Genomic DNA, 21,883 nt, shown 5'->3' on the forward strand with positions numbered 1-21,883 from the left:
TCTTTCACCTTTATGAGCGAGCCGCTATTAAGGAATTTATATGGCTGTTCATGTTGGCATTATCGATCAAGACCCCATTCGGTTGATCACCCCACTACTCGACAACCGAACGATCAGCACTCACATCGTGTTCATCGGTGACAAAAATCAAATCAGTATCTATCAACGCTTAGACAGCGTTTTGCAGAAGCGTGATATTACGAGTGAATTTTTCGAGATTCCAACTATCGTAAACACCTCTGCAATTAAAGAATCGATCCAAAACCTTGCTGAAGACTTAAAAGCTCGGGGACAAGAAGTGAAGCTCAACGCAAGTTGTGGCCTTCGTCACCGCCTACTGTCTGTCTACGAAGTATTTCGTACTTACCACTGGCCAATCTTTGTTGTTGAACCAAACAGTGACAAACTGTGCTGGCTTTACCCGAATGGTAAAGAAGACGCACAAGTTCAAGACCGCATCACTATCGATGACTACTTAACGGTATTCGGTGCTCGTGGTGAATTCAGCGATGTACAACTGTCTCCGCAACTTGACCAAAAACTGTATGAACTGGGTGAGCGTTGGGCAAGTAACGCATTAGAATTAGGCCCAGGCCTTGCTACATTGAACTACCTTGCAACGACCTGCCGTAAAGAACAAAGACTTGATGTGGGCTTGTCTGAGAAGCAACAAGGTTATCGCGAGCTGAACATGCTGTTGAGCGATTTGGTTGAAGCTAAGATTGCCACTTATGACAATGGTATTTTGACGTTTGCCAATGAAGACGCGCGACGCTTCTCAAACGGCGAATGGCTTGAAACATTGGTTCATAGCACCGTTAAGCAGATCCAAGATGACATGCCGACCATTCAAGATCGCTCTTTGAATGTTCAGGTTTATCGTCAGCTCGGTGAGCGCGAAGTTCGTAATGAGCTTGATGTTGCTTCTGTAGTGAACAATAAGCTGCACATCATCGAGTGTAAGACCAAAGGTATGCGAGATGATGGCGATGATACCTTGTACAAGCTGGAATCGCTCAGAGACCTGCTAGGTGGCCTACAGGCCCGTGCAATGTTGGTGAGCTTCCGCCCTCTTCGTCATAATGACATCACACGAGCAGAAGATCTTGGCCTAGCATTGATTGGCCCTGACGAATTAAAAGATCTTAAAACACATCTCGCGGCATGGTTTACCGCTGCCGGTGGTGATGAAGATTTGGAGTGCTAATTTAAGAAACTCGAACATATCGAATTCTCAAAAAACAAAAAGGCGAATGACCGCTTAAGTCACTCGCCTTTTTTGTACCCGTAACGATTATGCCAATCGTAGTAAATGACTTATATCCACTACCCCGCCCGTATTGACAAGGTCTAAACTTTACAGCATCTAGATGTTCACAAGGTTTAGAGCTCACAAGGTCTACGTTTACAAAGTCTAAAGCTCGCAAGGTAAAAAGCTCAAAGGACTTGTAAACACCCAAAAAAATGGCCACATCATTCGATGTGGCCATTTTCAAAATTTGAAGTCGTTTTAAGACTTAAAGCACTTGAAAACTAAAAGTACTGTTACGACTCAAAGCATTTTACGAGCAGCTTCTACAACCACTTTGATTGAGCGCGCTTCCGTTACTTTTAGTGTCTCGTGATCAGGTATCTCTTTTTGAGTACGGTTGATGATCACACCAGCAACACAACCTGCTTTCAAACCAGAACTTGCACACATTGTTAGTAGCGTTGCAGATTCCATTTCGAAGTTAAGAACACCCATGTCTTGCCATTCTTGCATAGAACCTTGGAAACGCTTAACCACGCGACCAGAAAACGTGTCGTAACGCTCTTGACCTGGGTAGAAAGTATCACTTGAAGCGGTTACGCCCATGTGAACTGCTGCGCCTGATTCTTCAACTGCTGCTTTCATTGCTGTAGCAACTTCGAAGTCAGCAACTGCTGGAAACTCCATAGGAGCGAAGTGTAGGCTAGCGCCGTCTAGACGAACAGAACCCGTAGAAACAATCATGTCACCCACGTTTACGTGAGGTTGGATCGCACCAGTCGTCCCAACACGTAGGAAAGTACGAACGCCAAGCTGAGCAAGCTCTTCAACTGCGATAGAAGTAGATGGGCCGCCGATACCTGTTGAACATACAACAACTGGCTTACCGTCTAGCTCTGCGCGATAAAGCGTGTATTCACGGTGACTCGCAAGAAATACGGGATTCTCCATCTCTTCTGCAATTTTTTGCACACGAGCAGGATCACCAGGAATGATCGCAAGAGTAGCACCGTTAAGATCTGCTTCAGTAACACCTAAGTGGAAAACAGCTTGAGACATAGTTCGCTCCTTTTGGCTTATTGGGCTTTTTACCCTTATTTAAGCTCATAGTAAATTCGTGGGGTACGAACACACTCTAACCAAGCTCATAATGAAATGAAGTGACGAACATCACACCAATGATCGCAACAACACTTCAGGTTTCACGAAAAACCGATTGGCATCACAAAAATAAGCAATCAGAACGGCTGCGTTGCATACTAATGAGACAAAAAGCGCCTTTAACGTATGACCGCTAAAGGCGCTTTTATGCGAGATGCTTCTTATATAAGACGCTTTTAAAATTAAGAGCGTCTATGTCTGAGAGCTGAACTTAATCCGCTTTAGACTTGAATCGAAGCAGGCGCAGTGCGTTGAGTGTCACCAGTGCTGTCGCGCCACTATCTGCAAGAACGGCAACCCAAAGCCCGGTAATACCAAGCAAACTGGTCACCAAGAACACACCTTTCAAACCGAGCGCTAGTGCTACGTTTTGACGAATGTTATTCATGGTCGCTTGCGACAATTCAATCATCGCGGGCAGCTCAGTTAAACGGTTGTGAGTCAGTGCTGAATCTGCCGTTTCAAGCGCAACATCAGTACCACCACCCATAGCAATACCGACATTCGCCGTTTTCATTGCTGGCGCATCGTTGATGCCATCACCGACCATAGCAACGTGTGACTGTTGAGATAACTCTTCAACATAAGACACCTTGTCACTTGGAAGCAGGCTCGCTTTATATTGCATACCAATTTTGCTGCTGATCGCTGCTGCGCTTCGTGGGTTGTCCCCTGTGAGCATGATAGATTGAATACCCAAGTCATTAAGTCGTTCAATCGCAAGCTTAGCGTCACTACGTAACGTATCTTGCCAAGCAATCAAACCAATCACAGTCGTAGCTTGTTCTGTTGACTCTTCTAGATCTTTAAGCTCAAGAGCAACCACAACCGTCTTGCCCTCGCCTTCCAATGCTTCTACCTGAGAAACCACATCGGGTCCAAGAGCAAACGTGACTTTAGACGGTGATAAAACCTGATACTTAACACCATCGACATCGCCTTCAACACCGCTACCAATGAGCGCTTTCTTGTTGTGTGACTCAGGGATCTCAACATTCAGCTCTTTAACTTTAGCGACAAGCGATTGCGCCAAAGGATGAGTCGAACCAACTTCAATCGCCCCAACTACACGAAGCATCGCGTCTTGTTTCCAACCTGATAGAGGTTGAATATCCGTAACCTGAGGCTTGCCTTCAGTCAGCGTACCTGTCTTATCAAAGGCAATCGTTTGAATTTTCCCTAACTGCTCTAGTGCCGCGCCGCCTTTAATTAATGCGCCACGTTTCGCCGCTGCTGCTAAACCAGAAGTAATTGCAGCAGGTGTTGAGATAACCAACGCACACGGACAAGCAATCAACAATAGAGCTAGACCTCGGTAAACCCAGGTTTCCCAAGGCTGCGCGAACAGCAATGGTGGGGTGATGATGACCAACAGAGCCACCAACATCATTAGTGGTGTGTACCAGCGGCTAAACTTATCGAGGAAACGTTCAAGCGGTGCTTTACGAGATTCTGCTTCTTCAATCAAGTGAAGAATACGGTCGATCGCATTCTCACCCTGTTTTGACGTGATGGTGATACGAACGACTTTATCGACCACCACAGCACCAGCCATGATGCTGTTGCCTGCTATATGTTCGACAGGAACAGACTCACCCGTTAGCGCACTTTCATCAAAGCTCGCAGCGTCGGTAATAAGTTGACCATCAGCAGGTAAACGAGAACCCGCTGCCACTTCAATCACGTCACCAGGAGCAAGTTCACTTACTGCAACGTCAACACGGTCGCCGTTGATAATCTTGGTGGCATTTTCTGGCACCAATGCCATTAAGGCTTGAACACCACTTCTTGCTCTTGATGAAGCAAATGCCTCTAGACGCTCACCAATCAAAAACAGTAACAGAACCATCGCAGCTTCAGCGGTTTCGCCAAGGTATAAAGCACCGAGCGCGGCAACACTCATTAAGGTTTCGATTGCAAACGGCGTACCTGAACGTGCCAACTGAACTGCTTTCTTGGCCACTGGATACAAACCAAGCAAACAGGTTACGGTAAACAAACCTTCACTTAGTTGAGGAGAAATACTTTTCAACAGTGCTGCGAAGAGCATTGCGGCTGCAATCGCTATAATTTCTAAATTAGGTTGGATATGAGCTTGCCAAAAAGTCTCGGGGTGCTGTTTTTCTTTTTTAGAACCAACTTCCGAAAGAGGGAAGCCCGTTTTGATAGAGACCTGTTCAATGGTGTCGGCAAGACTTTCATTGTCGAATTTCACAACTAGCTTTTCGGTGGCAAAGAGAACTTTGGCTTGAATAACACCTTCAATGTTACTAACGGCTTTCTCTATTTTTTTAGCACAAGCTGGGCAGTCCATTCCTGAGACCAACCAACTTTTAGAAAATTGGGCATTTAAAGTTTGAGTAGAGGACTGACTGTCTTCTTCTCCACTGTCTGAACCACAACAATCATCTCCTGACGATGAAGACGCAGTAGCAGAAGAGCTGCAACATGAAGATGAAGTACCTGCTGCGGTAATGCTTGAAATTTTAGGGCTAGAGCAACTTGCTCCAGTCGCTTGTGGTTGAACGTCCACTTTTGTTGAGCGGCACGCTGCGTGTTTTGCGCACATAATGTATCTCCTTAATACTCAAAAGCCTTGAGGTTATTGCTCACTCATGAGCAACAGAACCTTAAGTACAACAAAAGTATAAACCTTGGAGACTACTCTAAGGTCAAGAACAAATTGTCCAAGACCAAGAAGAAATTTACAAACCAACTAATCTATATTGGAGTGTCGCTGTTATTGCGACTTGAGCTCTTTACACTCTTCTCTGTTCGCCGATACATCATCAATAAGAACGGCATCATGTGAACAGAATGGTTGTGTATTCAAGCTGACTATCGACACATCGTCTTCTACAGGATCAACTTGGGAACCTTGCATAAGCTCGGCAATATGATAGCGAAGCACTAGGGTACCGAGTATTCCGAACAAAACATTGCCCAAGGCTTGCCCATACAGCACACCCAATGCGCCATACCATTGCGAGCCTAAGTAAACGAACGGCAATGTACCGAGAGTGGCTTTACCCAGATTCAGTGCCGTCGAGTAAAGCGGTTTACCTAAGTTATTAAAAGACGTGTTGGCAACAAACAGTGCGCCGTTGAAGGTGAAGGTTAACGCCACATAGGTACAGAATGCGGCAACAATAATTGCTGCATCACCTTGTAGGCTAAAGCCTTGGATCACATAGTCTTGGACAAAGTATAAGAGAATACAAACGGTGATGGTGTACGCCGTTGTAACCAACAATGAGTTGTTGAGTGTTTCTTTTACTCTGTCCATTCGCTCTGCACCAAAGTTTTGCCCAATGATAGGGCCCACAGCGCCAGACAAAGCAAAGATAACCGCAAAACAAACCGGCGTCAGACGACCTATCACAGCAAAGCCCGCGACAAAATCCTCTCCGTATTGTGCAATCCCCGTCGTTACAATCGCATTACCGATAGGCGTTGCGGTATTGGTGATAATAGCAGGCAGCGCAATAGCCAATATTGGTCGAATATTAATGCGCCATTGTACAAGAGAAGGGGGAGCCACCAGCTGGTGACTGCGAATCAAAGGGTAAAGCGAGAAAAAGAGTACTGAAAAACGAGCAAAGACAGAAGCGATAGCCGCCCCTTCGATGTTCCAACCAAAACCAAAAATAAACAAAGGGTCGAGAATCGCGTTAACAATGCCGCCCGACAAGGTCGCCCACATCGAACGTTTGGCATCACCTGCAGCTCTCAAGCCTGCACCCGCAGCCATCGCTAGCGCTAGAAATGGCCCGCTTGGCAATAAGATCTGCAGGTAAGCTTGCGCGCGCTCTGCGGCAACCCCCTTTGCACCAATCGCAGCAAGCAGCTCTGGGATATAGGCGAACATCACCGCAGTAATCGTCAAACTGATGACAAAAGCGGTCAGCATAATACTCGTGGCGAGGTTTCGAGCGTGTTCTTGATTCTTTGAACCAATAGCTTTGGAAACCAACGCACCCATAGCAATAGAAGTACCGATCGAAACGGAGGTAGAGAAAAATGTCAGTGTGCCAGCAAAACCAACAGCCGCGGCCAATTCGACTTGTCCCAACATACTGATGAACAACATATCGAGTAAATCGACCACGAATAACGCCATCAAACCAACAGAGCCAGCCCCCGACATCACCAATATGTGGCGCATCGTTGAACCTTCTACAAACTTCGCAGTTTGATTTGACATGAAACCTCCAAAAGTTGGAACACCACAAAATAAAGCTCTATAAGCTAGTCAGCCACAAACTAGGGATCTACAAAAAAGATCCACCAAGAAAAGCTCTACAAAGAAAAAAGGCGCTAGTGCGCCTTTTCAATTGAGGGTATTGAGAAAAATAATCGTTCTTAACACACCACTATACATGATGTTTAAAACTATACCTGATGTTTAAAGCATTCATCTAAGTTCTTGCCGATTGCTCTCAAAACATCGGTTCGAGTGATCATTCCCACTAGCTTTTTGTTATCGAGTACTGGATAAGCTTTGGGTTTTCCAACTTGCATCATATCTGCCAATTCAATAATGGATAATTCTGGTGATACCGAGAGAACTTCTTGGTACATACAATCACCTACAATATGCGTGTCTTGGCAGAAATAGCTCACCTTCACTAACTTCTCGAGTAAATCTTGTTCAGAAAGGAAACCAATCACTTGTTCATTATCATCAATGACTGGACCACCCATATGATGACTGCGCATTACTCTGTCTAACGCGAGACTTAACGGCATGTCAGGAGTGAATGTCACAACCTGCGGCGTCATGTAATCTTTCACTTTAATAGAATGCATTGCGTTCTCCCTAAAATACGTTTTGTTATCGATTTTTCTATCGTGTTACCTTAATTGTTGTCTAAAATCTTGATTTTACTAAATGGATTTCAACAATTTTATTGATAGGCAAAACCTACCAAAGCAAAAAACGAGGTAACAAAAGGCTTGCACGCATGCCTATGAAGCAAAAATTTAAACACCGCTTACAAACTCTTACCTTTGATTCCTCCCATAAGCTAGCCTGAATACATAAATACTGTAACCTTCATCACACTAATAATAAAAAGCTCAACTTAGGTAATTTATGCAACACGACAACAACATGTACGCGTATGTTTATGCAGACAGCGAAGGTACAGAGAACACACTTATCGCTACTGTCGACAACCAAGAAAAGCCCCTAATCTCAAGCTGTTTTAATGAGATAAAGCGCATGTCTAACTTAGCTATTGATCTTGCAGCAGAACACAACTTGAAAGTGAAACTGGTTAAATACGGAAGAGAACAAGAGATCGACTTCGGCCTATTCCTAAAATAGCGCAGTCATAACGCATGTCTTGTTCGGCAAGCTTAAGCAGCACGGTCAACAGCACAGAACACAGTTGAATAACATGTTATGAGTAGGCAATCACCTTGACAACGATTGCCTACTTAATTCAACAGCGAATACCGACCACGGTAAATATACGAAAAAGGCCAGCATTCGCTGACCTTCTCATTCACGATTTCAATCGCTATACGTTATTTGCTAGCTCTTAACGACTGGCTAGTAGCTACTAACGAGTGCAATAGGCTTCCCACAAACGCGCTGCCTTTGAGTAAGCTTCAGCCTTATCGTGCGTTTCTGCGAATAAAATCGCCGTCATACTATCCACAACACTATTCGCCATCAGCTCCATCTCATCTTCCGGTGTACCCAGTACACATTCAGAAGGTAGAGGCAGCTCAGCATTCATCGTGCCTTCCCAGTAGAAAGATTCCACCTTTTCAGGAGAACTCATCCAGACAGTTTGGCTTACCTTGGGGTTGTATTCTGATTCACCATTCATGCCTTTAAATGAAATCACCGAGTGGGATTTATTGCCAATCACATGCTCAACTTCTGCATGAAGCTGTGGGAATCCAGGGTGAAAGCTGCCACGCAAGCCTAAACGTCCACCACCAGGGTTCAATGCACGAACAACGGTATTAATCGGAGTTCTCAGTCCATAACGATGTTTCCAACCAATCATAGTTTGAGCTTGTGGGGCGAAGTTCGCCAAAGGCAAGTAAGCAATACCATCGGCTTCTAGAATCTGCTTTGCGTCTTGCGGATCTTGCGCGCTGCGAACGCCGACACATTCTAAATGCGTTTCGGCATGCGTACGACCACTGGGTTTGTCCATGTAGCCATGCATTAATACTTTATAGCCGTTGTCAGCTAGAATTTTTGCTGCCAACAGGTTCCAAGGCTTTCCACTGGCGTTATCGTTACGCTTACCTGCATAACACGGCCAATCGATATCAGCACCTAAGTCTGGCACTCGAGATTGAAACGCTTTTACAAAGCCTGCGATTTCTTCATTGGTTTCATTCTGCACACGAATCAACATCAGTAGCATAGCCATTTGGTCGTCACCGACCTCTCCGCTTAAATACTCATCCATGATGCGGTAGGCTTGTTCGAACGACAAAGGCTTACGACCTCTTTCCCCTCGTCCAACTGTACGAATACACTCTAAAATACTACTCATTGATTGTTTATTCTCTTCCGTTGATATCAATAAAATTCGAATACGTTTTCGATTCTATGACACCCGCAGTTCATTGCAAAGCGATTCAGGTGCTAGCGTGCTAATTACCAATACACTGATTGGTATTCTAAAAGTAAACTTACTGGTGTAAAATTAGAGTATGCAATGCTAACCGCGACATATTGAGTAATATCCAGATGACGGTAAAAAAAACACTAAGCCAAAGAAAACGCGAATCTATCGTGGCCGCTGCCATCGCAGAGTTTACCGAGCATGGCTATAAAGCCACCAGCATGGATAAAATATCGAGCCGCGCGGAAGTATCAAAGCGCACGGTTTACAATCACTTTGCGAGTAAAGAACTGCTACTGGATGAGATTTTAGACAGCATTTGGAGCAAAACACTCGCAGCGACTCAGTTCCCCTATCAAGCCGAACAACCGCTAGATGAACAACTTACCTCTATAGCCAACCAAGAACTTGAGCTTCTCGAGTCTGAAGGTTTCATCGACTTATCTCGCGTACTGTTCTCTGAATATTTTCATAACGCAGAACTCGCGCATCAAGCGATGGAAAAATATTCTCAAGCAGAAAGCGGCCTGACGACTTGGATCAAAGCGGCATTGGCTGATGGGCGTTTGGTTGAACTCGACCCATTGTTTGCATCCACTCAGTTTATCGCCCTGCTGAAATCTTTTGCATTTTGGCCACAGATCATTGGTCATGCGCCCTCTCCTGATAAGCAGCACAAGCAAATAATCATTAATTCCAGCGTCGAGATGTTCCTTAAACAGTACCAAGCGTAATAAAAGTTGAGCTCTGCTTAGTTTTGTTGGGTTTAATTAGAGATGCGTAAACGAGTGATGTATCATGCGCTCGTTCTACGCTTTCCTGTTTAGCGGTTGCAGAATGTGATTCATACCAACCTTAATTCGGACACAAAGACCAATATTCCATGCCAAAGTTGATAAGCAAAATTTGGGTACATGCTTTTATGCTATTCGCTATGTTAGTGGCCACCGTCAGTGTGGACAGTATCGCGAACGCCAATGCTATGCAGGTAACTCAAAATCTATCAACCTTATCGCTGAACACCGATTCCTCATTCGACACCAGTGACTCATTCTCATATTCCAGCGCGCAACCCAATGTAGAACACCACTGCTGTGGCTCTGTATGCTTACTTAAAATGCCACCGTTGATTGTGTCAGAGTCTTTTGATACCCAAATTGGTTCATTGGCTTTGATCGAGAAAGAGCCTTCACACAAGGCAATCATGTCGCCACAAGCTCCTTATCGCCCTCCTATTTCTTAATTGTTTGTCCCTGTTTGGCAACGCTTGCCAACGTATTACTAATACAGCTCTATCGCTGTAAACAATGACATCCAAATTTAGGAAATAACACATGAAAAAGCTATTTAGCCTATTCGCAGCTCTGATCATGAGCGCCTCAATTAATGCCGCTCAGTTTGAAGAAGGTACTCACTACAAGATCCTCGACGTAGCGAAAGCAGATAAGCCAGTCGTTACCGAATTCTTCTCGTTTTACTGCCCTCATTGCTACAAATTTGAAGGCGTCATTGAGTTCCTTAAACAAGATCTACCAGAATCAGCAAGCTTTCAAAAAGTGCACGTAGCGTTTATGGGCAACGACATGGCTGTGCCTATGGCAAAAGCTTACGCGACCATGATTGCACTCGACGCTGAAGACAATATGGTTCCAGCAATGTTCGCCAAAATTCACGAGAAGCAACAGACCCCAAGAAACGAAGCCGAACTGCGCCAGATCTTCATTGATAACGGTGTCGATGCGAAGAAATTTGATGCGGCCTACAACGGTTTCGCAGTTAACTCAATGCAGAAGCGTTTTGATAAGCAGTTTGATGCGAGCACATTAACTGGCGTTCCAGGCGTATTAGTTAACAACAAATACATCGTAAAACCGGATCAAATCAAGAGCTACGAAGAGTACAACCAGCTGGTAAATTACCTTCTAACGCTTTAATCAAAAGCAATAATCTTTAAAACCTCAAAAGCCAGCGACCTGTTCGTTGGCTTTCTTGTCTATACAAGTGAAGTGAGCGCGCAACGCACGCTCGAAGATCATTCAGATCACCCTTGAATACACGTCAAAATCACTGTTCACTGGCATCCGTCGTTATTTCTCATATACTGCACCCTATTACGTCATCCACTACTCTGTAGTACTCAAAATATTAGTACTCGAACATTGGGCACCTTTATGATTATTCTGACCACTAACTTTGGCGACATCGAAATTGAACTTAACCTTGAGAAAGCGCCAGTAAGTTCAAAAAACTTCCTTAAATACTGCCAAGAAGGCTTCTATGAAGGCACCACATTTCACCGTGTAATTGAGGGTTTCATGATTCAAGGTGGTGGACACACTATAGACATGACAGAGAAGCCAACACACGCACCTATCGTCAATGAAGCAAATCGTGGACTAAAGAACGTGATTGGCTCAGTGGCAATGGCTCGTACAGACGCACCACACTCAGCAACGGCGCAGTTCTTTATCAACCTTGACGACAATGATTTCCTTGACCATACCGCGACCAGCAACGCAGGTTGGGGTTACGCAGTGTTTGGCAAAGTATCGGCAGGCATGGACGTGGTCAACAAGATTGCTGTCGCTCCAACGACCACTCGCTGGGGACACGAAGATGTACCTTGCGAAGATATTATGATTACCAAGGTCACGATTCGCGATTAATTCAAAATTAGCAGTCAATTCGCTTTTTTATCAAATAACGAAGCAATGTTGGTGCTAATTGCATCGCTATTAGTTACGATGACAATAGTTGTAATGTCATCGTAAGAATTAGGTACTGACGGATGTCACAAGAATTTGATAGGCAAAATAGCTTTGGTTGGATGATCAACGTGATCGCCAATAAAGCGAGCAAAGATTTCGACACAGAATTGAAAGAACATGGCTTAACCATTGCGCTCTGGCCAACCTTGATGTGCCTATGGGAAGAGGAAGGTATTACTCAGCGTGATATCGCGGCAAAGTCCAAAGTCGAGAATTCAACGACGACTCGCACACTAGACAAGCTAGAAAAGCTTGAGCTGGTTGAACGCAGAGCCGATCCAAACAGTCGTCGTTCTTTCAGAATCTACTTAACGGAAAAAGGGAAAGCACTCGAAGAACAGTTGATTCCAATCCCTACTCGTTTAAACAAAGAACTGATGAATGAGTTGGACGCTGAAGAACAACAGCAGATGATCAAGCTACTTCAAAAGATGGTCGCAGCAATCTGATCTTACTGTGACCGGAGCTTACTGCTAGTACATGCTTAATGAGTTCTAAACATGCACGCGCTAACAACCAACGAGCACTCGGCCTTGCGCCGAGTGTTTTATTTTCGTCTCGACCATTTGATATAACAAAATAACGAACCAATAATTACCGCTCCGCCTAGTAGCTTTTGCATCTCAACCGTTTCTCCCAACACGCTGACACTCAATAACAATGTCCACACCGGCTCAAGAATCATGATCAATGCCGCCACTTCCATGTTCACGGAGTGCTGACCGACAGTTTGCAATAAGTAACGGATCGATGTCGCCACAACCGCTGATACGATAAACCAGAATATTAAGGTTTGAGTTATTTCAAACTCTGGTTGAGTAGTCATCGAAGCAAACGCTAACCCACTAACACCCACCACAAAAAGCTGCACGCAGATTGAAGCTATAGGTTTGATATTAGTAATCACTCGCTTATTCATCACAAAGTGAACCGAAAGCAACATCGATGCTAATAGGAAATAGAGCTGACTCTGCTCAACGTGCCAACCGTTAGTTAGGGTCAGTAGCAACATACCGATAATCGCAATTGGAAATGACATCCAGAAGGCACGATTAGGCTTAACTCGAAATATAACCCAAGAGACAAACGGCGCGATGATCATGGCTAAGCTCATGATAAACGCTCCTTCCGACAAACTTTCCGTCATTGATACCGCAAATACCCAGACTTGCAATGAAGCAGACAGCAACAAGCCAACGCCGCAAAGAGAAAATATCTGCTTAAGCGAAAGCTTACGAATGTGATGAATACAAAATGGCAAAAGAATCAAACTCGCGACGAAGAATCGCACACCAATGAACACTGGCCCAGGCATTTCTAACACCACCAGCTTAGATGCAATCCATCCAATCCCAGCTAACAAGGTAGCAAATAGGAGATAAAGCTCTCCGCGCATCGCTTTCGTCATCTTACTTGGTCCAATAACAAAAAAAGCAACCCGACTCTGCAAGGTTGCTTTTTATAAACATTCAACAGGATCGAGATATTATCTCAATACTCTGCTTCAGGCAGCTATTTTTAGCCTGCGTATTTTGGGTAATCCGTTAAACCTTTTTCAGCACCACCAAACAATGTGTTTGGATCGTGCGCTGCTAATGGGTAACCATTTTGAATACGAGCGGGTAGATCTGGGTTTGCGACGAATGGACGACCGAAACCAACCATATCAGTTACGCCTTCAGCAACCGCTTTTTCGCCGCGCTCGCTGTCGTATTTACCTGCGTAAATCAGGACACCTTGGTAAGCATTACGTACTGCTGATTTAAAGGTTTTCGGTGTTTCAGGTGCATCGTCCCAATCGACTTCTGCAATGTGCAGGTAAACAATTTTGTATAGGTTAAGTAATGCTGCCGCCGCTGTGTAAGTCTCTACTGGCGTAGCGTCAACCGTACCATTCAACGATGTGAACGGAGCAAGACGCACACCAACACGGTCAGCACCAATCGCTTCAACCATAGCCTCAACCACTTCACCTAGGAAACGTAAACGGTTTTCGATTGAACCACCGTATTCGTCAGTGCGATTGTTTGCTTCAGAGTCGATGAATTGGTTGATTAAGTAACCATTCGCGGCGTGAAGTTCGATACCATCAAAGCCTGCTTCAATCGCGTTCAAAGCCGCTTGGCGATACTGTTCAACCACTTCTTTGATGTCTTCTTTCGTCATCTCACGAGGTTCAACCACATCCACAAAACCCGGTTCATCAGTGCCGTTATCGATGAATACTTTTACGTTTTCTGCTTTAAGTGCAGAAGACGAAATTGGTTGTTCACCATCAATGTTGTCTGGGTGTGTGACACGGCCTACATGCCAAAGTTGAGCGAAGATAACACCCTCTGTTTCATGTACGGCATCGGTGACTTTTTTCCAACCCGCAATCTGCTCATCAGAATAGATACCCGGAGTCCAAGCGTAACCTTGGCCCATAGGTGAAATTTGTGTGCCTTCCGCAATAATCAAACCTGCAGAAGCGCGTTGAGCGTAGTAAGCCGCCATCATGTCGTTTGCTGAATTACCAGGTTGCGTTGCGCGAGAACGCGTCATCGGTGGCATAACAATACGGTTTTTAAGCTCGATATTACCAAGTTGAATTGGTTGAAATAGTGCATTTGTCATTGTTATATCCTCGATTAACCTAGTTGAATCAGTTCGATTTGGTAGCCGTCTGGGTCAGTAATAAAAGCGATATGAGTTGAACCGCCTTTCACTGGACCAGCTTCGCGAGTCACGTTGCCACCTAGCGATTTGATCTTGTCGCATGCTGCGTAAATATCGTCTACACCCAATGCCAGATGACCGAACGCGCTGCCCATCTCGTACTCATTCGTATCCCAGTTGTGCGTTAGCTCGATAGTCGTGCCACCTTGCTCGTAGCCAACAAAAACCAATGTGTAGCGGTAGTCTTTGTTTTCATGGCGTTCAAGTTCCTTCATTCCCAATACCTTGGTGTAGAACTCGATAGACTTGTCTAAATTAGTAACTCGGATCATTGTGTGTAGGAATTTCATATTTCGCCCTTATTAGCACCACAAGCATGGCGCCGTTATTATTTTGAGTGGAGGTTATCCACTAATCTCTGAGTGAAATAATACGATTCAGCGAGGAATTAAGGAAATTATCAAAAATTCTCAATGTGATAATTTTTTGTTATGAACTTTATGACTAACACGAACTCAATGACGCAAAAAAGGGAAGCCAATGCTTCCCTAGAATTAAACTCTCAATTAAAACCGCAAACGCCTATCTTTAAGCGCCTTCGACATTGCATCTGATGTACTGATGACTTGTTCTCTGAACCATTTATGAGCGGGGTCGCTGTTCTGCTTCTTCAACCAAATCAGGTAGTGAGACATCGGCTGATATTCAAAAGGCGGCTTGAACAGCTGCAAACTTAACTTTTCTTGGAACTGCACGGCCATAGATAAAGGCACGACAGTAATGTAATCGGATTGGCTACACAGCAAGATATTACTGAACAGTGAACGCCCATGAAATACGATTTTACGTTGGGACAGATCCAAAGAAGTGTAGTGATTTAAACTGCGAACTTTGCGTCGTGTTCTGTCTAATACAGCATGCTTTTCACTCAGGAACTGAGCTTCGCTGATTTCACCTTGGATTCGTGGGTGATCAGCTCGACACACGATCACAAACTCGCCTTCATAAAGTGTTTCACTGACGATACTTGGGTGTTCAGGCACCACAATATCGATCATCGCATCGAACTCTTGCGTCAAAAGATCTTCGTAAATGCGCTCATCACTGTCTGGTTGATCAAACACTTCTAACGACAAATTTTGATTGGGAAGCGCCGCGAAACTATTGAGTAATACCCACTGTAAGTGCTCAGGCGCAGAGATCACAAACTTACGCTCAGAGGATTGCTCATCAAAATTAGCCATCGACTGAAACACACCATTGAGTTCATTGATCGGCGCTTTGATTTGTTCATACAAACTTTGAGCATAAGAAGTAGGCGTAACACCTCGTCCTTTACGAACAAAAAGCTCTTGGCCTATCTCTTTTTTCAGTCGTGCCAATGCGGTACTAATGGTCGATTGATTGGTGCTGAGTTGATCCGCAGCTTTACTCAAACTGCCCTGCTCCATCACCGCAGAAAACACAGCAAGTAGGTTGAAATTGGGGATTTCGTTGCTCATATATCATTACTCGTTAGGCGACCATAAACACCATGCTATCGTAAAAACGATTAAATATCGTCAATAAAAACATTTATTAAAGGTATAACGCATCGATTATTTTGCTAATAAATAGCATATTAACCAGACTTTACTCACACTCATCAACCCTCAATAAATCTTCATATATTGAGACAATAAAGCCCTCCCTTCTCCGTAAGCCCTTTAATAATGGGGCGTACTTCATGCAACGCGCTTTGAAACCACAACATTGTCTCAAATTACATGACACTGAGTTTCCGTTCGGTACATATACATTCCTTTTGTGAATACTACAATGGCACCAAAATAATGACCCTCGGTATCAATATGAAAAACACTAAAATAATTTCCCTACTCTTAAGCGGTGCGGCTATCGCTTACTCTGGTTCTGCGCTGGCTGAAAAGGAACAACTCTCAGTTCAGGAAGCCGCAAAAAAATCGGCTAACCCGGTATCTGACGTATGGATGCTAATCACTCAGAATGATTACACCTTTCTTGAGAAAGAAGATGGCCACCATGAAATGCAAAACCGTTTCAGCTTTCAACCAGTAATGCCTGTTCCTATCATGGATGGCGAATGGAACTTGGTGAACCGTCTGGTAGCCAACCACTACAGTTCACCAGGTGACCGTGAAGACGGTGATTTCTTTGAAGGTCGTACAAATGGCATGGGAGACACCGTCTTTCTATCAATGGCAGCGCCTAACCGTGATGACGGCTGGATTTGGGGTGTTGGTCCAACGGTGATCATGCCAACTGGTACTGATGGTTTAACCCAAGATAAATGGCAAGTAGGCCCTGCGGCAATGGTCGCTCGCCTTGGTAAAGAAACCGGTAACCCAGCAAGTATTGAAAGCTGGAACGTTGGTTTCTTAGCTCAGCAATGGTGGGACGTAGGCGGTAGCGACAGCGTTACTGAATCAACCAATCAAGCGGACATCCAGTACTTCTTAAACTATCGTGTCAGCAACACCGCGTTAATTGGTATGACGCCTAATATTCAAATTGATTGGACAAAAGATGGTTCCGACCAATTTACTGTACCTGTCGGGTTAGGCTATATCGATATGTTTAAGATTGGACCGATGCCTGTTCGTTGGGGTGTAGAACTTCAATATTACGTAATGAAACCAGACGCAAATGTTAATACGACCAATCCAGCTGAGTATGTGCCATATGCACCAGATTGGAACCTAAAATTCTTTATTGCTCCTGTTACATTAAACCCGTTCAAATAATCGATTAAAATCCTCCCTAGAGCTGGTCTAATTTATTCAATATTTTAGGCCAGTCTTTTTAGTACTTTTCATCGACTTCTATGATCCAAACCAAGTTAATGAACAATGTTTTCTATCTGTATATGAGCCTTTTCAAATAAATCACTTTACCGATTTAGAGTTATAACTACTAATCGTAATTACGATATTATCAAATCGTAATTCTGGGTAGATACTGGTCAAAACTCTTCCTATTATCCTGCTAACAAATCAATCACCAGCCCAAATAGAAAACTGACAAATGTTTTACTTTGGTATGTCAATTGTCATGGAAGAGCCCCTCGATTGTCGAGGTAATACACGTAATAAAAACAGTCGCTAGAAAACCGCGCGAATATTAATTCGAACGCTTCATAGCCATTTCATTTACGTCTGCTGACAAATAATAAAGATTGATTTGTAGAGAAGCATATTCGCTTCTTGATACCGAGAATCGGTTGTCTGGACTGTACAATATCACTTTAAATATCATCTATTACTTTTGTTTATTATGGGCACTAATCTACCCACATAATAGACATCTACTTTTTAAGATGTCATTAAAGGTGACTTCTAGGCTGCAAATTCTCTCTTCTTATTGATGTAGGTTGAGATATGAACTTTATAAAAATCATTTTCCAGAAAATCTGGGCCGTTGTGATGGTCTTGATTAAATTCTGCCTGTTTATGGCGGTAATGTTTGCTGGTGCATGGGCTCTTGCACCGTTAGGCACTATCCATTCTAAAGACATCGACATGTCTCAATTCAACAATCATCCCAATGAAATGATGATGAACTTCTTCCAGATGGAGTACTTCTCTGGTTACTTGTTCTCGGTGACCATTGCTGTGGTATTAGCCGGTGTTTACGGCATGTGGCAGTTGCATGAACTGGGTGTGCATAAAGCAAAAGAACACAAAAGCGCTCACGTACAGATCGTTTTTGCACTGTCACTTTGCGGGCTCTTCATCAGCAAAACATTCTGGGTTATCGCCTTGGTTATCGCGCTAGCGAACTGGAAACATATTGGTCAATCACTGAGTGATGTCATTCGCCGTGGTGTGCAGCCTAAACAAGACGCGACCAATTCAGAGGCAGCCGCAGTCCACGTATCACCTGAAAAATCGGCAACAGAGCCGTCTCAAACACAACAGTCTCCAGTAGAACCGTCTTCAGAAGCTCAGCCTTCAAAAGAACAGGCTTCAGAAGAAAAGACTCCAACAAAACCATCCCCAGCAGAAAAAGAGGTCGCATAATGAAAGAGATGATGATTCCATACATCCTAATTGTATGGTCACTGTTTGCGACAGGCGCACTGAAGAAGAACTTCAAAAACTACACGTGGGCTGCCATTGGCGGCGTAACGATTCTTGCGGTATTGGCGGTTATTTCTCGCTTGTGGGCGCCGGTTGATTTAACGAACTCAACCACAGTAAAAGCACCACACGCGGTAATGTCGCCTGTATTTGGCCAACAAATTGATGAAATCCATGTTGACCACAACCAACGAGTAAAAGAAAACGATGTACTTTACACACTCGTCGACATTAACTCTGCAGCTGACAAAGCAAAGATCGAATCTGCCATTGTTAAGAAGGAAGAACAGATCAAGCAGATGACACGAGATCTTGAGCGTGCTGAAACATCACCGCAAATCTTTAATGCGCGTGATGTTGAGAAATACGATTCTGACCTACGTGTAATGAACGCTGAACTTAATTCATTGGTTGCCGATCTTCAAAAAGTGAACTGGGCGCAAGAGAAAAAGACGATTCGTGCTGAGTTTGATGGACAAGTCGCGATTGTCAACATTGCCGAAGGTTCAGTCATGGGCAACATGCACCTTTACAACACCAACAAGAAATTTTTAGAAATGCGAGTTTCTGATCAAACTTACGGATATGTTCAAAAAGGCGATTTCGCAGAGTTTTTCGTTGATGCATACCCAGGTCACGTGTTCAGAGCAAAAGTACACAGCTTCACAACCGGTACTGGCGAAGCGGCTATTTCTCCATTTCAAGGCCCACAGAGTGTTGGTCAACACGTTGTAAGAAATAGTAACGGATTAGGCCGTACCATCGTTCTTGAGATCATCGAACCAGAAGGTTTCGATATCCCAATTGGTGCGGCTGGCGCGGCTTGGATCTCGGCTGAGAAGCCGCATCCGTTCTGGGGCTTCATCGATGTAATCGGCGCAGCAACGGTTCGCCTACAATCTTACAAGTCTTACTTAGGTGCTTGGTAAGTACTCAGATTCTCGGTAAACACTTATATAACAGCCATTAGTTCCAATAGATGCCCTGAATTTCAGGGCATTCTTGTGTCTGTAACAAGCCCCACTTACTAATTGATTTAGATCAAGATAAATCGCCAATACAATCATTAGATAAATAAATCATCGAAAAAACGATATATCGATATCCTATTAGCGCGTAGATAGCGATCTCTCCCACCTCTATTATTTGACTCAAGAAATCCAATTCCTGTATCCAAACATAAGGTCACGACCATGACTAATACATTCAAAAAAATGGCGCTTCCTGTTGCTATCGCGAGCGCTCTATTTGCTTCTGGTTTTGCATCTGCAACGCCAACTGTAGAAGCGACATCGAAAGTAGGCCAAGAACTTCAGACAGCAAATGCTGCGCAATACCAAAACATTGACCTTGATGCTCGCTACAAGAGCGAGGTTCTATTCGAACACAAGTCAAACATGTTCTGGGGCAAAGGCGAGCGCATCCAAGTTGTTTCGAAAACGGGCGACTCACTGGCTTACACTGAAGAATCTGACCACGTTCATCCAATCCTAACCAAGCATGGTCGTAAAATGGACCAAGCTATCATCCAAGTAGATGACAATATTTACCTTGGTTACGGCTTCGGTCTAGACACACCAGTCATGATTGAAGGTACTGACGGCATCATCATTGTTGATCCAGGCGAGTCAGTAGAAATGGCTCAATCGGTTAAAGAGCAGTTCCGTCAAATCACAGACAAACCGGTTAAAGCAATCATCTACTCTCACAACCACATCGACCACATCTCTGGCGTGCGTGCATGGGTTACTGACGAAGAAGTAGCATCAGGTGAAGTAAAAATCATCGCTGAAGAAGGCCTAACAGCTGCAGTGGCTAACTGGTCTTCAAACCTAGGTACTCTATTTGGTCACCGCACTTCTTACACAGGTGCTAAGCACGTAGAAGAAGGTGAGCACGGTACAGTAAATGACGGCCTTGGCCCACGCTTCATGCAAGGTGCTATTTCGTTCATCGAACCAAACCTGCTTGTACCAAGCCAAAGCCACATCGAAATCGAAATCGCTGGCGTGAAAATGCACATTGAGAACGTGCCATCTGAAACGAAAGATGAGTTAGTGGTTTACTTCCCAGATCAGAAAATCCTGCACGCTGCGGAAGTACTTCAAGGAGAGAACTTCCCTAATCTTCACACTATTCGTGGTACTAAATTCCGTGACCCATCAATGTGGTTCAAGGGCATCGACGTAATGCGTAAGTTCGACACTGAGATCATGATTAACTCTCACGGTCGTCCAGTTGAAGGTAAAGAAGCGGTAGCTGACGTACTAACGGCTTACCGTGATGCGATTCAATACACGCATGACCAAACTATCCGTTACATGAACAAAGGTATGACGCCGGACGAGCTAGTTGAAGTCGTTAAACTTCCTAAGCACCTTGCTGAGCACCCTTGGTTAGGAGAGCACTACGGTACCGTTGCACATGCTGTTCGTCAGATCTACGTTGGTTACAACGGTTTCTTCGAAGCAGATCCATGGCAATTAGAGCCAATGGCTTACGAGCAACGTGCTAAAGCGTTCGTAGAGATCATGGGCGGCCGTGAGAACATCCTTACGACTGCACAAGCAGCAATTAAGGCTGAAAACTACACATTTGCAGCAGAAATTCTTTCTTACCCAATCACGGTAAACAAGCAAGATATGGAAGCTCGCGAGATGAAAGCACAAGCTTACAAAGCATGGGCTGCAGACCAAGTGAACATCAACTGGCGTAACTGGGCGCTTAACGCGGCGGCTGAACTAGAGAACAAACGTGACTTCTCTAACATGATCAGCTTCGCTTCTGTTGACGTGCTTACTGCGCTACCAAGTAAGCAGATCTTCGACATGATGACTTCAACGCTTATCGCAGAAAACTCGTTAGACGTGAACATGATGCTAACGTACAACTTCTCTGATACGAACGAAGCATTCACTATCGAAATCCGTAACGGTATTGCTCAGTTACACGAAGAAGCAGTAAAAGGCGCAGACGTTCAAATCGACACCACTCGTGCAGTACTGAACCAAATCTTGATTGCGGGTCCAAACGCTCAACAAGTGATTGGTACCAACCTACAGTCTGGTGCATTCACGTTCTCGAATGGCGACATCAAAGGCTTCGGTCAATTCATGAGCTACTTCGATAAGGCAATGACTCCAGAAGAGATCATGCTCATCGTTCGCTAATAGCGAGCTCGAACGGTCACTCTTTGGCGATAGATCTTCGACGATGGCTCTTTGACGAAAGCTACTTAGCAAACAATCTCGCTAAATAGCTATCAATCGATTCGCTGACCGTTTCACATGGACGATAAACAAATACAGGGACCCTTTGTGGTCCCTTTTTTTATCGTCAGGTTCGGCTGCT

General features: G+C 44.3%; 20 protein-coding genes. 11 read left to right on the forward strand and 9 right to left on the reverse strand.

Annotation, left to right across the window (positions count from 1 at the left end; genetic code table 11):
- Positions 1-40: 40 nt before the first annotated feature.
- Positions 41-1,207 carry a DUF1887 family protein gene (locus AB6D07_RS00630; protein ID WP_009847162.1) on the forward strand — a complete coding sequence of 389 codons (1,167 nt, stop codon included), beginning with the start codon at positions 41-43 and terminating at the stop codon, positions 1,205-1,207.
- A gap of 345 nt (positions 1,208-1,552) precedes the next feature.
- Here AB6D07_RS00630 and udp read toward each other — a convergent pair whose 3' ends face one another.
- The 4 genes from udp to AB6D07_RS00650 all read right to left on the reverse strand — a co-directional run bounded on the left by udp (position 1,553) and on the right by AB6D07_RS00650 (position 7,222).
- The gene (udp, locus tag AB6D07_RS00635) at positions 1,553-2,311 is read right to left on the reverse strand and encodes a uridine phosphorylase (RefSeq protein WP_009847163.1); all 759 of its coding nucleotides are present in this window, start codon (positions 2,309-2,311) and stop codon (positions 1,553-1,555) included.
- A 313-nt stretch (positions 2,312-2,624) separates the two neighbouring features.
- A complete protein-coding gene (locus AB6D07_RS00640) occupies positions 2,625-4,982 on the reverse strand; it encodes a zinc/cadmium/mercury/lead-transporting ATPase (protein WP_017104114.1) in 2,358 nt (785 codons plus the stop codon).
- A 171-nt stretch (positions 4,983-5,153) separates the two neighbouring features.
- Positions 5,154-6,617, reverse strand: coding sequence for an MATE family efflux transporter (locus tag AB6D07_RS00645; RefSeq protein ID WP_017104115.1), 1,464 nt, complete (start codon positions 6,615-6,617; stop codon positions 5,154-5,156).
- Between the two features lie 188 nt (positions 6,618-6,805).
- Positions 6,806-7,222, reverse strand: a complete 417-nt coding sequence (locus tag AB6D07_RS00650) for a CBS domain-containing protein (RefSeq protein WP_009847166.1) — start codon at positions 7,220-7,222, stop codon at positions 6,806-6,808.
- Between the two features lie 286 nt (positions 7,223-7,508).
- Between AB6D07_RS00650 and AB6D07_RS00655 the strand changes: the two genes are divergently transcribed.
- Entirely contained in the window at positions 7,509-7,742 is a 234-nt protein-coding gene (locus tag AB6D07_RS00655; RefSeq protein ID WP_017104116.1) for a hypothetical protein, read from the forward strand.
- A gap of 238 nt (positions 7,743-7,980) precedes the next feature.
- On the opposite strand, the gene AB6D07_RS00660 is transcribed toward AB6D07_RS00655, so the two are convergent.
- Complete coding sequence (locus AB6D07_RS00660) at positions 7,981-8,967, reverse strand: glycosyl transferase family protein (RefSeq protein ID WP_017096890.1); 987 nt, start codon at positions 8,965-8,967, stop codon at positions 7,981-7,983.
- Positions 8,968-9,134: 167 nt separating this feature from the next.
- Here AB6D07_RS00660 and AB6D07_RS00665 point away from each other — a divergent pair, with 167 nt between their 5' ends.
- From AB6D07_RS00665 to AB6D07_RS00685, 5 genes are all read left to right on the forward strand, one after another.
- On the forward strand, positions 9,135-9,743 hold the full coding sequence (locus AB6D07_RS00665; protein WP_009847169.1) for a TetR/AcrR family transcriptional regulator: 609 nt from the start codon (positions 9,135-9,137) through the stop codon (positions 9,741-9,743).
- A gap of 149 nt (positions 9,744-9,892) precedes the next feature.
- On the forward strand, positions 9,893-10,252 hold the full coding sequence (locus AB6D07_RS00670) for a hypothetical protein (RefSeq protein ID WP_017104117.1): 360 nt from the start codon (positions 9,893-9,895) through the stop codon (positions 10,250-10,252).
- Between the two features lie 91 nt (positions 10,253-10,343).
- Entirely contained in the window at positions 10,344-10,943 is a 600-nt protein-coding gene (locus tag AB6D07_RS00675; protein ID WP_017104118.1) for a thiol:disulfide interchange protein DsbA/DsbL, read from the forward strand.
- A 237-nt stretch (positions 10,944-11,180) separates the two neighbouring features.
- Positions 11,181-11,675: a peptidylprolyl isomerase gene (locus AB6D07_RS00680; protein ID WP_017101604.1), complete on the forward strand. Its 495-nt coding sequence runs from the start codon at positions 11,181-11,183 to the stop codon at positions 11,673-11,675.
- Between the two features lie 122 nt (positions 11,676-11,797).
- Positions 11,798-12,226 (forward strand): MarR family winged helix-turn-helix transcriptional regulator, encoded by a 429-nt coding sequence (locus tag AB6D07_RS00685; protein WP_017101603.1) that lies wholly within the window; start codon positions 11,798-11,800, stop codon positions 12,224-12,226.
- 98 nt (positions 12,227-12,324) lie between these two features.
- Here the strand turns inward: AB6D07_RS00685 and AB6D07_RS00690 are convergent, their stop codons facing one another.
- The 4 genes from AB6D07_RS00690 to AB6D07_RS00705 form a co-directional block, all read right to left on the reverse strand.
- The gene (locus AB6D07_RS00690) at positions 12,325-13,185 is read right to left on the reverse strand and encodes a DMT family transporter (RefSeq protein ID WP_081324585.1); all 861 of its coding nucleotides are present in this window, start codon (positions 13,183-13,185) and stop codon (positions 12,325-12,327) included.
- A gap of 110 nt (positions 13,186-13,295) precedes the next feature.
- Positions 13,296-14,393, reverse strand: a complete 1,098-nt coding sequence (locus AB6D07_RS00695; RefSeq protein ID WP_017104120.1) for an alkene reductase — start codon at positions 14,391-14,393, stop codon at positions 13,296-13,298.
- 14 nt (positions 14,394-14,407) lie between these two features.
- On the reverse strand, positions 14,408-14,785 hold the full coding sequence (gene gloA / locus AB6D07_RS00700) for a lactoylglutathione lyase (RefSeq protein WP_017104121.1): 378 nt from the start codon (positions 14,783-14,785) through the stop codon (positions 14,408-14,410).
- 216 nt (positions 14,786-15,001) lie between these two features.
- Positions 15,002-15,937 (reverse strand): LysR family transcriptional regulator, encoded by a 936-nt coding sequence (locus tag AB6D07_RS00705; protein WP_017104122.1) that lies wholly within the window; start codon positions 15,935-15,937, stop codon positions 15,002-15,004.
- Positions 15,938-16,267: 330 nt separating this feature from the next.
- Between AB6D07_RS00705 and AB6D07_RS00710 the strand changes: the two genes are divergently transcribed.
- The 4 genes from AB6D07_RS00710 to AB6D07_RS00725 all read left to right on the forward strand — a co-directional run bounded on the left by AB6D07_RS00710 (position 16,268) and on the right by AB6D07_RS00725 (position 21,702).
- A complete protein-coding gene (locus tag AB6D07_RS00710; RefSeq protein WP_017096898.1) occupies positions 16,268-17,197 on the forward strand; it encodes a hypothetical protein in 930 nt (309 codons plus the stop codon).
- A gap of 633 nt (positions 17,198-17,830) precedes the next feature.
- Positions 17,831-18,472 (forward strand): hypothetical protein, encoded by a 642-nt coding sequence (locus AB6D07_RS00715; RefSeq protein WP_017104123.1) that lies wholly within the window; start codon positions 17,831-17,833, stop codon positions 18,470-18,472.
- Positions 18,472-19,461 carry an efflux RND transporter periplasmic adaptor subunit gene (locus tag AB6D07_RS00720; RefSeq protein ID WP_017096900.1) on the forward strand — a complete coding sequence of 330 codons (990 nt, stop codon included), beginning with the start codon at positions 18,472-18,474 and terminating at the stop codon, positions 19,459-19,461. Before AB6D07_RS00715 ends, AB6D07_RS00720 begins: the two co-directional genes overlap by 1 nt.
- Before the next feature lie 264 nt (positions 19,462-19,725).
- Positions 19,726-21,702, forward strand: coding sequence for an alkyl sulfatase dimerization domain-containing protein (locus tag AB6D07_RS00725; RefSeq protein WP_017104124.1), 1,977 nt, complete (start codon positions 19,726-19,728; stop codon positions 21,700-21,702).
- Positions 21,703-21,883 lie beyond the last annotated feature (181 nt).

It is taken from the genome of Vibrio sp. 10N.239.312.C11, from assembly GCF_041466065.1.
GTDB classification, from domain to species: Bacteria; Pseudomonadota; Gammaproteobacteria; order Enterobacterales; family Vibrionaceae; genus Vibrio; species Vibrio tasmaniensis_A.